Source organism: Mesorhizobium sp. WSM4814 (assembly GCF_055811595.1).
Genome location: NZ_JBVVQT010000024.1, coordinates 31,445 through 43,666, shown reverse-complemented (window position 1 = coordinate 43,666; position 12,222 = coordinate 31,445). Strand labels below are relative to the sequence as shown.

Below are 12,222 nucleotides of genomic sequence, written 5' to 3'. Positions count from 1 at the left end.
CTTCACCAAAGCACGGTGAGACGGTTATCGCTCCCGAGCGCCACATGCGTGCCGAAAGGTGAGCACTCGCGCTCAAGCATGGCAGCGAGCCAGGCGGCATCTTCGCGCAGGGCGCGGTTTAGCCGGAACCTGGCGAGCTGGAACAGCACGAGGTCGAGCGAAACAAGCGTACCGCCCGGTACGGCGAGCCGCGGCAGGTACATCAGCGCAAGCTCACCACGAAACGTTTCGTTGCCGGTGATTCCTTCATAGTCGGTGAGGAAGTCGCCGCATCCGTAGAGGATCAACCGGCCGTGATGGATTTCGATCGGCTTGGGATGGTGGGAGGAGTGCCCATGCACGACATCGAAACCTGCAACATCGATGAGAGCATGGGCAAGCGCGCGTTGTTCAGCCGGGACCTGGTAGCCCCAGTTGCCGCCCCAGTGGATCGAGGCCACCGCGAGGTCGCCAGGCTGTTTTATGGCTTGCACAGATCGGGCGATCTGCTCGAGCGACCGGGCCGAGAGATCCGCCAGCAAATTGACGCCTGGCTTGTAAGCTCCGGCTGCCCATGAAGCTGGAACGCCGCTGGTCTCGAGCGCAAAGCCGAAGACCAGCACGCGGCCCCCGCCGGCCGGTTCAATGACGGCAGGCGCCGCCGCCTCGTCCGCGTCAAGCCCGGCCCCGGCATAGGCGAGGCCGGCAAGCCGCAGCGTATCGAGGGTCTCGACGAGGCCAGGCTCATCCCAGTCGAGCACATGGTTGTTGGCGAGCACGCAGCAGTCTATCCGTGCCGCCGCCAGGCAGCCGATGTTTGCCGGGTTCAACTTGTAATTGATCCCCTTGGGCGCCAGGGACAGGCTGGTGGTGATGCTGGTCTCGAGATTGATGATCCGCGCATCGGGCGCTTCACGCTCCAATTCGCTGAGCGCATCGCCCCAGACATACGCCTCGTCGACCTTTCTCGGGATCGGGCCGTTGACGCGTTCGGCAAGCTCGACATAGGTCGTCGCCGATTTGACATAGCGCTCGCCAAGGTGCGGATCGCCGGGACTGGCGAGGATTTGGTCGATGCCGCGCCCGAGCATCACGTCGCCGCACAGGAACAGTTTTGCGCTGCTTCGGACGGACCATTCAGATCCTGCGGCGGCGTTGTTCGCGATCTGCGGCATCGCTCTCGAACCTCCTGCGTGCCAACACCCGGTGACCCCAAGGGGTTCCCGGCCAATTTGCGCGGATCGCATCGCCAACCTGTTCGTCGGCCACAGCCAGATCGTGCAGCTCGAGGCGCATCGCTCCGGCATCTGGGGAACCAAGAGCACCTGGGGCGGTTTCAGAATCTTGGTGAGGGGGCTGAGCGACCGCGAACGGCAATCACTCCAGGTTTGCGCTGCCCCTCATCGCCCTGCCGGGCACTTCTCCCCGTATAGCCGAGGCTTTCGCTCTACGATGTACCCCACCCCTAACCCTCCCCACAAGGGGGAGGGAGACTTCTGCTGGCGCTGACCTCGGCAAATTGCCTGTCTTTCCAAAGGCAAAGTGAGGGCGCGCGGCAGCGTTCCCTCCCCCTTGTGGGGAGGGTTAGGGTGGGGGTCCATCTTCGCAAGAATCCCTATTGGAGCGCGGCTTCATTCCAGCTTGGCGCTCTCAGCCCCACTTCATCTCGCCGGTGGCGACCTTGGAGCCGATGTCGAGCGCCACGCCCATGCCGAGGCCGGGGAAGCGGGCTTCCATGGCGCCCTTGAGCGCGGCCGCGTCCTTAGCCTTGGCCAGTTCTTGCTCGAAGGCGATGAGATAGGTTTTGGTGTGCTCGACGCCCGAGAGGTCGGTGGCGGCCTCCGGCGTCATGTGGCCGGGCACGACGATTTCTGCCGGATTTTTTGGTGCGGGATGAGTTGGCCACGGGGCGGCTCGTCCAGGTCCTGCCCGAGTGGCGGCTGCCCTCCGGAGGCATCTACACGGTCTACCCCGCCGCACGGTTCCGGCCGCCCAAGGTGACCAGGTTTGTCGAGATGCTGATTGCTGCTGAGCAGCGGATGGGGTGAAGCGGGGAGCGGGCGCTGTAAGGTCGGGGCGAGGCACGCTGATGACCGAAACGGGCGAGCTTGGAGCGCCGAGGCCGAAGCTGCCGATCTCCCCCCTTGAGGGGGAGATGCCCGGCAGGGCAGAGGGGGTCGGTTCGATCGGGCGCGACCTCCTCGCTTGCGACGGTGGAGGTTGGCGCATTACGTGAGACAACCCCCTCTGGCCTGCCGGCCATCTCCCCCTCAAGGGGGGAGATTGGCCGTCATCGGCGCCTTCGCCAATCACCAGCGTTGCAAGATGACCGCCAAGGCCCGAACTGCCGATCTCCCCTCTTGTTGGAGGAGATGACCATCTCGGGCAACAAGCACCGACCGCCCACCACTGCTTCGCGCTTCTCCTGCCGGTTGGAATTGGCGCCGGGCGACAGGTCGACTGAGATCGACACTGCCGGGCTCTAACTTTATCCCTTTTACCCGGCAGCATCTCGGAGTATGATTTAGTCTTCACTAAAATAAAGGTTTGAAAACGGAAAAACTTCCGTCTTTGGGCGGGGGCACCTATGGGAGGCTCGCATGCTTAGCGGTTTTGGCAAGGCCTGCGCAGTAATCCTTTTTTCAGGGAACTGCGCTTTCGCCCAATCGGATTTGATAGAACCAGAGGCTGGAACGTGGAAGACGTGGGTAATCACGTCTGGCGAGGACTTCCGAGTCCCGCCGCCGCCTGACGCCTCCGCCGCAGCAGCCGAATTGGCACAGATGCGGGATCTCTTGGCGCAAAAGGATCCGGCTGCCGCCGACAAAATCACCTTCTGGGACGCCGGCTCGCCTGGGTACCGATGGATCGATCTGGTCAACAATCGCCTTCTCGAAAACCAGCAGATTCCAAATGCGCACCGCGTTTACTCCTATTTGACGATGGCGATGTATGACGCCACCATTGCTGCCTGGGACGCGAAGTACTTCTACAATCGGCCGCGCCCGAGCGAGGCGGATGCGACACTGGCGACTGCGCTGCCGCCGCCGCGGAGTCCCTCCTATCCATCCGAGCATGCCGCAGCCGCCGGAGCTGCCGCGACCGTTCTTTCTTATTTCTTTCCCGAAGAGACATCGTCGTTCAAGGCAATGGCCGAAGAAGCGGCACAGTCGCGTGTCCTTGCCGGTGTCCAGTTCCCAAGCGATTCTTCCGCCGGCCTGGAGTTGGGGCGCAGGATCGCAGAGCAGGTGATTGCGCGGGCAAAGGCCGATGGCTCCGATGCGGCGTGGACCGGCACTGTTCCGACCGGGCCGTGCATGTGGGTCGGGAACAAACCCGCCAATGTAAACATGCCAAACTGGAAGCCGATCCTGCTGGCGGCATCCGATGAATTCAGGCCGCCGGCGCCGCCCGACTGCCAGTCCGCGGCCGTAAAGGCCGAGATGGACGCGGTCCGACAGTTTGAGCGAAAATTCCCTAGCAGCTACAAAGCGTTCTACTGGCAAAGCCCATCCGGCCTGTTCACCGACTGGTATGATTATGCCAGCAAGTGGATGTTCGAGGACAAGACGGATACGAACCCGCCGCGTGCCGCGCGGGCTTACGCGATGCTCGCAACGGTCCATTACGACGCCTTCATTGCAAGCAACGACGGGAAGTACGCCTATTGGTACCTGCGGCCCAACATGCTTGACGCGAGCATCACTCCCCTGTTCGCGGTGCCGGCCCATCCCAGTTATCCGTCGAACCACTCCGCGCTCTCGACTGCCCGATGCGAGGTCCTGGCGTACCTGTTTCCCGGCCATGCGGAGTTCATCCGCGCCGTTGGCAAAGAGGCGGGTGATTCCCGCGTCTGGGCCGGCATCCACTATGAGATGGACAACAAGGCCGGTGCCGCACTCGGCAAAGCGGTCGCGGAGAAATTCATCGAGCGGGCAAAAACCGACGGGGCGGACTAGCGAAAGGAAGGAGGCCCTCTTTTGATGCCATCTCGACCATTTGCGACCCATGGCAGTTGGCCGAGCAAGTCCTTCACATCGACGAGATCGCTGGCATCGAGACCTCGGTGAATGAGACATCAACATTGTGAGCGCGAGCCGCTGCGTCGTGCCCGTGCTCATGATGTAGCCGAATGAGGCTGAGAGCGGCTCGCGAACACACCGAAAGTCCTGAGCAGAAGGAGGAGACAGGCGGGCAGGGGCGCCGAGGCTGAAGCTGCCGATCTCCCCCCTTGTGGGGGAGATGGCCGGCAGGCCAGAGGGGGGCGCTGTCCCGCCAACCTATCAGTCGATTGCATAGCGTAACCGCGCAAGTTCCCAGCCCATCACAGGTTGAAACGAAGGCCCGCGTTCTTTCGCGCCCCCTCTGCCCTGCCGGGCACTCCCCCATGAGGGACCTATGAGGGGGGAGATTGCCCGTCATCGGCGCTCGCTCATCACGACTTCGCAACTACAGGCGCATATTCAAGCGCCACCACGCCATTGCTGAATGGCGTGGCCGAAATCAACTCGAGCGGTAGTTGCTCGCCGGGCGGGAACAGCGGCTTGCGCTGGCCGACGGCGCCGGGGTAGCTGAGCAACCTGACGCGGTCGACCAGGTTATGGCGCAGCAATTCCTGCGCGACGCTGAGGCTGCCATGCACATAGATGTTGCCGCCGCTGCCTTGCTTCAGTTGCCTGACCGCTTCCGGCAATGCGCCCTTCAGCAACTCGGCCGGTTTCCAGTCGAGCGCCTTCAAGCTCGTCGACGCGACATATTTCGGCAGCGCGTTGAACCGGTCGGCGAAATCTCCGGTTTCCTTGGGCCATGAGCCGGCAAAAATCTCATAGGTCGTGCGCCCCAAAAGCATGGCGCCGCTGTCGGCAAGCTCATCCTCCTTGAACTTTTGCATTTCATCGCTCCAAGTCACGCTGGGCAGCTTCTCGACCTCGGCGATGCCATCGACGCTGATGAATTCGGTGACGATGAGTTTTCGCATGGCGCTCTCCTTCTGTCAGAGGACGGACGGCGGTGGCCTTTTGCGACACGTTCCGTGAAAATAGCGCGGTCGCTTGTTCGGGGCTTTCCCTATCCGCCTCCAAAGGACCGATACCATGGGGAAAAGCTTCTCCGACCTGGACTAAGTTCCCAAGATCGGATTGGTGATATTCCCAAAGAACGCATTGCAGGAAACTCATGGGATTCGGGGTCTTCATTCACCGCCCAGATTCGATCTACAACGACCGCCCCGCAGAGCAATACCAGTTTCCTCGCCCGTATCTACGTCGTGTCGAAGCATGCGTCGGCGACTGGATCATCTACTACGAGCCTAGCAAGGTAGACGAGACCCGTGGCTATTACGCGGTAGCCAAAGTCCAACAGGTAATTCCCGATCCTGTGACGCCTGATATGTATCTCGCTCTGATTGAGCCCGGAACCTATCTCGATTTCGTCAATCCTGTCCCGTTCAACGGAACTGACGGTCTCGTTGAACGAGGCTTGCTCAACGACCAAGAGCGGATTTCCGGTCGCGCCCAATCGGCCGTTCGGCCGATCAGTCCAAGCGACTTCAACCGCATTATCGATTTGGGCCTGGAGACGAATGAGTTGTTGCTATCGCGCGTTGATGAGACCGGTACATCTGCTGGCTTTCAGGATGAGCAGGCGCCATTCGAATTCGAGCAGAGCCGTGATCGCCTAAGCTACATCGGATCGCGAATTGTGCGGGATCGCATTTTTCGTCGCATCGTCTTGCGCGCCTATGATGAGCGGTGCGCGATCACGGGACTGAAGTTGATCAATGGCGGCGGCCGGGCCGAAGTTTCCGCCGCCCATATTCGACCGGTCGAAGCGAACGGCCCGGATGTCATCAACAATGGGATCGCACTGTCTGGTACAGCACACTGGATGTTCGATCGCGGATTGATCAGCCTATCCGATGACTTGGAAATTCTGATCTCGCGACAGGTCAACGACCTCGACAGCGTGCAGGCATTCATAAACAAGGCCCGTCGCGCGCTTCCGCCTCGCCGACAGTCGGAACGCCCGCATGCTCATTTCCTGCAATGGCACCGCGACCACTGCTTCAAGCAGTGAGGCGCGTCGCCGGACACCCGACCTCAGTCGACCCGATGTTCGGCGCCGCGCAACTGATGATGCGGTCGATCATTGCCAACAAGGTGAGCAGTGTCAGCTCGATCATCTTGATCCGCCCGGCGGTGTCGAAATACCGCTTGCTCCATTTCATGAAGATCGATGCCTTGCTGGCCGAAACGGCTGACATTATGGACGAGCTAAAGCGGGAAGGTGGTCGGTGCAGGGGTGCGCCTCGCGAAGGGGAGAGTTGGAACTGTCGCTTTTGACCCTGACCGGACCTTCCGGGACCGATTTTACTTTCAGAAACCGGACATTCGGGCCCAACCAGCGCGCATGACCCGAATCGGCCATTCCGGCCGCCTATTGGCGTCACGGAAGCGGGCCCCCATTCGAGCGAGCGAGTCCCGCTCCGCGATCTCCATCGCCTCCGCAGGTTCTTCGCTCGATGAGCAGGAAGCCACCCAGATGCTCCTTGGTCTCTGCGAAAGGCCCGCCGGTCCAACTCGCCTTGCCGGCACGAACGCGCAATAGAGGCTTCGCTACACCCAATACGGTCGGACGCCGTAGTAGTCGTAAACGCGGCGGCCACTCTCGGCATTCCAGTCGAAATCCTGGTCGCGAGCATAGCGCGGAGCGCCTTCAACTTGCTCCTTCGTGATGTCAATGCGGAATCCTGCAAGGCTCTCGTCATAGTCGAGCTTCTGCCACGGCAGCGGATAGTAGTCGTCGCCAATTCCGAGAAAACCACCAAAGCTGAGAACGGCATAGGATACCCTGCCGCCCCTCTTCTCGAGGATCAGCCTTTCGACCTGCCCGATGTGATTTCCCTGGATGTCATAGACGTTGGTGCCGACGACCATGTCGCTGGCGATAAGATCGTGGGTCTCACGAATGTCGGGGTCCTGGTTTGTCATGATTTGCTCCTTCCCGTCGGTATGGAGCAAAAACGGGTCCGTCCCCTCGAAGTTCCAAGGATTGTGCGGACCAGCCGTCAGCAATCTTCTGGCTTGAGCGAGCGATCGTAGGCAACTTTTTGCTCCATGCTGTAGTCCATCAGGAACATGGTGGCGCGATCGCCGCAACCGTTATGCCTCTGACATATCGGATCTGGTCGTCTTTGATCCCCGAGTAACTTGCCCATTCACGCGTCAGCCGCGATAGATGAATTTCCAGCCTTCTTTTTCGTCCTGACTGATCTGTTTCTTGACCTGAGGCAGGAAGTCGCTTTCGGCGACGTCGGTGCCCCAGACGGCGAGGAGGGCTCCGTCGGGGATTGGAAGGCCGCGCCATCGCCGTCCTTTGAACGATGCAACAGTTCGAACTCGGGCGGCACGTCGAAAACAAACCCAAACCTTTCGATGCCGAACTCCTGCCATTCCTGCGCCCCCGCCTGAGCGAAGGAGAGCATTAACGCCGAGAAAACCAGCAGGGTTCGGCCCATGGCCCCGGTTCTCTTGTTTATCTTACACTAATGTAAACTGCGACAATGTAGGGATGTTCCGTTTTCAAGAATCGCCTCTTCAGTAGCCGCACAGGAAGCGATTTTCACTGTCGCCGGAGGTTGGTAGAGTTGCGCGTCGCGACCGGAAGAGGTCGCGAAATCGATGCCGCCAGGTGAAGTTCTAAACGGCAGTTTCAGACAGATCGGTTGTGCAGAATCGGCCGTTGACGTCCCAACCGGCAGAGTTGTTTAGCGCTCTAAGTCCGACCTTAATGCATATCCAAGGCTTGGTGCGGGAAACCGGCATCGCCGCCGAACAAGGTCGCGAGTTCCGTGAACTTTAGCAAGTGCAAATGACCGACAAGCCTGAAGTCACTGATGCGGGTGAGAACAGGCTGTGTAGGTGCTGCGGTCGGTGACCGTCAACGATCCGAATGTAAGGGTCTAGGCAGCAGGGCCGCGATACGGTTGCGGCCCTGACGTCTGATCAACCCTTGAGACGATCCTTGATCTTGTCCTCGGTCTTCCCAAGGCCCTTCTTGGTGCTTTCGTCAAGCTTGCCGGCAGTTCCGCCGGCACTCATTTTCTTGTCACCAGCCGGTTTGCCAGGCTTTGCCTTAACTTCGCCGCTTTTCGCAGAGCGCTTCACTTCATCCTTGTTCATGGTTTCTCTCCCATAGCTGGGAAACCAACATGCGCTCTCACTGAAAGTTCCAGCAGCCAAGGAAAATAAGCATGGCCGGCTCCGAAATGAAATCGATCGCGCATCTCACGCGTGAACGAAGGAAAATGGGTGCGTCGATGAACGCGTTCGACGGAATGCCAAGATGGCCGGATAGTCGAAGATGCGATCAATTGGGAGCAACTCCGCCATGCCGCCAAGCTCAGGCCCCGGTCCAGGTGGGCAAGATGGACGCGGTGATGTCCAACCCGGTTTCCGCAGCGTTGTATCGACCCGCGTAATCGGCATTTGAACTCTACAGCCGGCTCAGCGATCAGACGCCTTCCCATCGGCTCGCTGCGCAATCGGCTGCATCTTTGCCCCGCAGGCATCCCTCACGCCTGACGGCGTAGTCGAGCGGTAGGATCGGGCATCATGCCGGAATGGCTAACGCTGACCAACGAAACGGCTCGCCCGATCGCCAAATACTGTGAAGGACATGCAGGCAGGCCGCGAAGATTGACCGAATTGATTTGCCAGGGAATCGGGCCCCTCCTACGCCCGGCACGTCAGGCGAAGGCGGCCACCCCCATCGTTACAACAGCCACGGCCATCACGACGGTGGTCAGCCATCCAAGCCATTTGAGCACCCCGGTGACGACGAACTGCCCGAGCACATCCCGGCGTGTGGCGAAATACATCATGATCCCCATGACCGGAACGGCGACGATGCCGTTGATCACCGCCGTCCAGACAAGCGCCTTTATCGGATTTATCGGCGTGAAGTTGAGCACCGCCCCGATCACGGTCGCGAGCATGATTGTTCCGTTAAAGGCTTTTGCTTTCATGGACTTTCGCGTCAGCCCGGTGGGCCAGCGTAGCGCTTCGCCGATCGCGTAAGCTGCCGAGCCGGCCAGAACAGGCACTGCAAGGAGGCCCGTGCCGACGATGCCCAGGGCGAAGAGCGTCGAAGCAAGGGGGCCGGCAAGAGGGCGCAGCGCTTCCGCCGCCTGTGCCGAGGTCTCTATCTCGGTGATGCCGCCCGGGTGCAGCGTGGACGCCGCGGTCAGAATAATCGCCAAGCCGACGATGTTCGAGGCTGCCATCCCGGCCATCGTGTCGAAGCTTATACGTTCAAGAGCAGCCGGGCCTTGGGCGGGCTAATAATCGGGATGTTAGCATCATGAATCTTTATCCTGTGTTCTCCTATCCGGATGACAACCAGTGTCCGCAAAAGGGGGTCGACTCCGGCCGGTGGCTGAAGGTCAGCTAACGAGGCGCGCTGCGAATGACCGGTAGTGGCGCAAAGCGGTCGTAGATCACCGCACCTAGCAAGAAATCTCAGACACGCCCAAAACCAAATCTATCCCTCTTGCCATCCCCGCATCCTTCCCCTAATCTCCTCTGAGAAAACCTTTTCCCAAATCGCCTCGGGCTCGCTGACCTCACCAGTCGGCACTTCGCAAGAGGATAAGAGAAAACCTTTTCTCAACTAAGGAATTCACTGCGCACCATGGCCTCCGACGCCCAGCCAGTCTTCACCAAGCCCGTAACCCTGCGTGAGGTGGCTGCCCTTGCCGGCGTCAGCGTTGCGACGGCGTCGAAGGCGCTGAACGGGCAGGGGCGGATGACGGCCGAGACCCGCGAGCGCATTCGCGAGACTGCGCAGCGGCTCGGCTTTCGCCCGAACAGCCTGGCGCAGAGCCTGTTGCGCCGGCGCTCGTTCACCGTCGGGCTGTTGACCAACGACACCTATGGCCGTTTTTCGTTGCCGGTCATGTCGGGCATTTCGGATGCGCTGGTCGACAAGGGCGTCTCGGTGTTTTTGTGCAATGTCGAGGATGACCAGCGCCTCGGTCAGCTGCATGTCGATGCCATGCTCGACAAGCGCGTCGACGGCATCATCGCCACCGGCAAGCGCATCGATCGTCATCTGCCGGTCGATCTGTCCAATCTCGGCGTTCCCGTGATCTACGCCTTCACCCAGCCCGATCCGCGCGCCATCGCCTTTGTCTCTGATGATGCCGGCGGCGCGCGCCTGGCGGTCGAGCATTTTTGCCGGCTTGGCCGGCGGCGCATCGCCCATGTCAGCGGGCCGGCGAGTTTTGCGGTGGTGCACGCGCGGGCCCAGGCCTATCGTGACGTGCTGACCGAGAAAGGCTTGCCGGTCATGGAACCATTGCTCGGATCGTGGTCGGAAGCGTGGGGTCACGAGGCGGTGAAGACGCTTTTCGACGGTAAGCTGTCGAAGCGCGGGGGCGAAAAGCCCGATGCCGTGTTTTGCGGCAACGACCAGATCGCGCGCGGCGTCATCGACGCGCTGCGCGAGCGCGGGCTTGGCGTGCCGGGCGATGTCGGCGTCATCGGGTTCGACAATTGGCAGATCGTCGCCGAGGCAACCCGCCCGCCGCTGACCTCCGTCGACATGAACCTGGCGGCACTCGGGCGCGAGGCTGGCCTTACCTTGCTTTCGCTCGTCGGCGGCGAACCCGCCGAGCCGGGCATAAGAAAACTGCCGTGCCGGCTGGTGGTGCGTCAGTCATGCGGCCGTCCACTGGGCGGTTGAAGCAATGCATGTCGCCCAAAAGTGCGCAGCGGTTTTGGGATCACGACATGCATCAAGGCAAAAGGTCGCGCGCGCCTGCAGGGCAGCGCTGCCGAATGAGGAGAAAAAAATGAGGAGGAGAACCATGAAAACTACGATTGCCGGGCTCGCTTTTGCCGCGAGCATTTTTTCCACGCTCGCAGCGGTCGGGTCGGCCGCCGCTGCCGAGACCGCCAACATCTGGGTTCGCGCCGACGGCTCGAACTTCATGCCGCGCATCGTCGATGCCTTCAACAAGGGGCATGAGAACCAGATCAAGCTGGACATCATCCCCAATGCCGAGATCATCCCGAAATACGGCGCTGCCGCCGCCGGCGGCACGGCGCCCGATGCGCTGTCGCTCGACCTGATCTACACGCCGTCCTTCGCCGCCGCCGGCCAGCTGGAAGACATCACCGACTGGGCGAAATCGCTGCCCTATTTCAACAGCCTGTCGCCGGCGCACGTCAAAACCGGCACCTACAAGGACCGCATCTACGGGCTGCCTTTCTCCGCCGATAGCTCGGTACTGATCTGGAACAAGAATCTGTTCAAGCAGGCCGGCCTCGACCCTGAAAAGGGGCCGACCAACTGGGCCGAGATCGAGGCCTATGCCGAAAAGGTCAACGCGCTTGGCGGCGATATCAAAGGCTTCTATTTCTCCGGCAATTGCGGCGGCTGCAACATCTTCACCTTCACGCCGCTGATCTGGGCCTCGGGCGGCGACATCCTCACCGAGGACGGCTCGAAGGCGACGCTCGACAGCCCGCAACTGCGCGGCGCCATCGATCTTTACCGCTCGATGGTCAAGAAGGACCTGGTGCCGGCAGGCGCGCAGACCGATACCGGCTCCAACTTCTTTGCGGCGTTTGCCGCCGGCAATATCGGCATCTCGCCGTCCGGTGCCTTCGCCATCGGCGCCCTGAACACGCAATACCCAGACATCGACTACGGCGTCACCTTCCTGCCGGGCAAGGATGGCGGCTGGTCGTCCTTTGCCGGCGGCGACAATTTCGTCGTCACCAAGGGCACGACCAAGGTTGCGGTGGTGAAGGAATTCCTCGATTTCGCCTATTCGCTCGAGGGCCAGACCATCCTGGCGAAATATGGCAGCCTGCCGGTACGCGGCGACATCGCCAACGAGGCGCTGAAAGATCTGGACCCGCGCTACAAGATCGCCGCCGAGGCGATGGCCAAGGGTCGCACGCCCTATTCGGTGGTGTTCAACGACCTGATCAACTCCGCCAACGGTCCGTGGAACCAGATGGTCAACGAGGTCTTCTTCGGCGAGGACGTCAATGGCGCCATCGCCAACGCGCAGGAAACCATGCAGTCGATCATCGATTCGGCGCCGCAGCAGTAAGCGCCGGCTTACCTCCCCTTTGAGGGGAGGTCGGACCACAGGTCCGGGTGGGGTCGTTGTCGGCAGTGCTCGACGTTCTCTTTGCGTCGGCGCGCTGCACAGGCGACCCCACCCCCGAC

The 12,222-nt window shown here is 61.0% G+C and carries 9 protein-coding genes and 4 pseudogenes; 6 read left to right on the top strand and 7 right to left on the bottom strand.

Features of this window, described 5'->3' with window-relative positions; genetic code table 11:
• Positions 1–2: 2 nt before the first annotated feature.
• Together AC0L2V_RS26960 and AC0L2V_RS26955 are read right to left on the bottom strand one after the other, a co-directional pair.
• Positions 3–1,154, bottom strand: coding sequence for a CapA family protein (locus tag AC0L2V_RS26960; RefSeq protein ID WP_473521680.1), 1,152 nt, complete (start codon positions 1,152–1,154; stop codon positions 3–5).
• 475 nt (positions 1,155–1,629) lie between these two features.
• A pseudogene (locus AC0L2V_RS26955) lies at positions 1,630–1,848 on the bottom strand (MBL fold metallo-hydrolase); the annotation flags it as partial.
• 2 nt (positions 1,849–1,850) lie between these two features.
• Between AC0L2V_RS26955 and AC0L2V_RS26950 the strand changes: the two are divergent.
• Both AC0L2V_RS26950 and AC0L2V_RS26945 read left to right on the top strand, forming a co-directional pair.
• Positions 1,851–2,027, top strand: a pseudogene (locus AC0L2V_RS26950) (LysR substrate-binding domain-containing protein); the annotation flags it as partial.
• Between the two features lie 900 nt (positions 2,028–2,927).
• Positions 2,928–3,938 (top strand): phosphatase PAP2 family protein, encoded by a 1,011-nt coding sequence (locus AC0L2V_RS26945; protein WP_473521679.1) that lies wholly within the window; start codon positions 2,928–2,930, stop codon positions 3,936–3,938.
• A gap of 476 nt (positions 3,939–4,414) precedes the next feature.
• Here the strand turns inward: AC0L2V_RS26945 and AC0L2V_RS26940 are convergent, their stop codons facing one another.
• Positions 4,415–4,957, bottom strand: coding sequence for a dihydrofolate reductase family protein (locus AC0L2V_RS26940; protein ID WP_473521678.1), 543 nt, complete (start codon positions 4,955–4,957; stop codon positions 4,415–4,417).
• A gap of 197 nt (positions 4,958–5,154) precedes the next feature.
• Between AC0L2V_RS26940 and AC0L2V_RS26935 the strand changes: the two genes are divergently transcribed.
• Positions 5,155–6,054: an HNH endonuclease gene (locus AC0L2V_RS26935; RefSeq protein ID WP_473521677.1), complete on the top strand. Its 900-nt coding sequence runs from the start codon at positions 5,155–5,157 to the stop codon at positions 6,052–6,054.
• A 14-nt stretch (positions 6,055–6,068) separates the two neighbouring features.
• A pseudogene (locus tag AC0L2V_RS26930) lies at positions 6,069–6,320 on the top strand (patatin-like phospholipase family protein); the annotation flags it as partial.
• Between the two features lie 273 nt (positions 6,321–6,593).
• Here AC0L2V_RS26930 and AC0L2V_RS26925 read toward each other — a convergent pair.
• From AC0L2V_RS26925 to AC0L2V_RS26910, 4 genes and pseudogenes are all read right to left on the bottom strand, one after another.
• Entirely contained in the window at positions 6,594–6,968 is a 375-nt protein-coding gene (locus AC0L2V_RS26925; protein WP_023799003.1) for a PRC-barrel domain-containing protein, read from the bottom strand.
• A gap of 227 nt (positions 6,969–7,195) precedes the next feature.
• Complete coding sequence (locus AC0L2V_RS26920; protein ID WP_473521676.1) at positions 7,196–7,495, bottom strand: hypothetical protein; 300 nt, start codon at positions 7,493–7,495, stop codon at positions 7,196–7,198.
• Positions 7,496–7,982: 487 nt separating this feature from the next.
• A complete protein-coding gene (locus AC0L2V_RS26915) occupies positions 7,983–8,159 on the bottom strand; it encodes a hypothetical protein (RefSeq protein ID WP_023799002.1) in 177 nt (58 codons plus the stop codon).
• A gap of 566 nt (positions 8,160–8,725) precedes the next feature.
• A pseudogene (locus tag AC0L2V_RS26910) lies at positions 8,726–9,316 on the bottom strand (divalent metal cation transporter); the annotation flags it as partial.
• 353 nt (positions 9,317–9,669) lie between these two features.
• Here AC0L2V_RS26910 and AC0L2V_RS26905 point away from each other — a divergent pair.
• Both AC0L2V_RS26905 and AC0L2V_RS26900 read left to right on the top strand, forming a co-directional pair.
• Complete coding sequence (locus AC0L2V_RS26905; RefSeq protein ID WP_473521675.1) at positions 9,670–10,722, top strand: LacI family DNA-binding transcriptional regulator; 1,053 nt, start codon at positions 9,670–9,672, stop codon at positions 10,720–10,722.
• Between the two features lie 124 nt (positions 10,723–10,846).
• The gene (locus AC0L2V_RS26900) at positions 10,847–12,103 is read left to right on the top strand and encodes an ABC transporter substrate-binding protein (RefSeq protein WP_473521674.1); all 1,257 of its coding nucleotides are present in this window, start codon (positions 10,847–10,849) and stop codon (positions 12,101–12,103) included.
• Positions 12,104–12,222: the final 119 nt, after the last annotated feature.

Excerpts from the sequence above, each read along its gene's own strand:
- AC0L2V_RS26960 (WP_473521680.1), bottom strand. The coding sequence starts at position 1,154 with ATGCCGCAGATCGCGAACAACGCCGCCGCAGGATCTGAATGGTCCGTC.
- AC0L2V_RS26945 (WP_473521679.1), top strand. The coding sequence starts at position 2,928 with ATGTATGACGCCACCATTGCTGCCTGGGACGCGAAGTACTTCTACAAT.
- AC0L2V_RS26940 (WP_473521678.1), bottom strand. The coding sequence starts at position 4,957 with ATGCGAAAACTCATCGTCACCGAATTCATCAGCGTCGATGGCATCGCC.
- AC0L2V_RS26935 (WP_473521677.1), top strand. The coding sequence starts at position 5,155 with ATGGGATTCGGGGTCTTCATTCACCGCCCAGATTCGATCTACAACGAC.
- AC0L2V_RS26925 (WP_023799003.1), bottom strand. The coding sequence starts at position 6,968 with ATGACAAACCAGGACCCCGACATTCGTGAGACCCACGATCTTATCGCC.
- AC0L2V_RS26920 (WP_473521676.1), bottom strand. The coding sequence starts at position 7,495 with ATGGGCCGAACCCTGCTGGTTTTCTCGGCGTTAATGCTCTCCTTCGCT.
- AC0L2V_RS26915 (WP_023799002.1), bottom strand. The coding sequence starts at position 8,159 with ATGAACAAGGATGAAGTGAAGCGCTCTGCGAAAAGCGGCGAAGTTAAG.
- AC0L2V_RS26905 (WP_473521675.1), top strand. The coding sequence starts at position 9,670 with ATGGCCTCCGACGCCCAGCCAGTCTTCACCAAGCCCGTAACCCTGCGT.
- AC0L2V_RS26900 (WP_473521674.1), top strand. The coding sequence starts at position 10,847 with ATGAAAACTACGATTGCCGGGCTCGCTTTTGCCGCGAGCATTTTTTCC.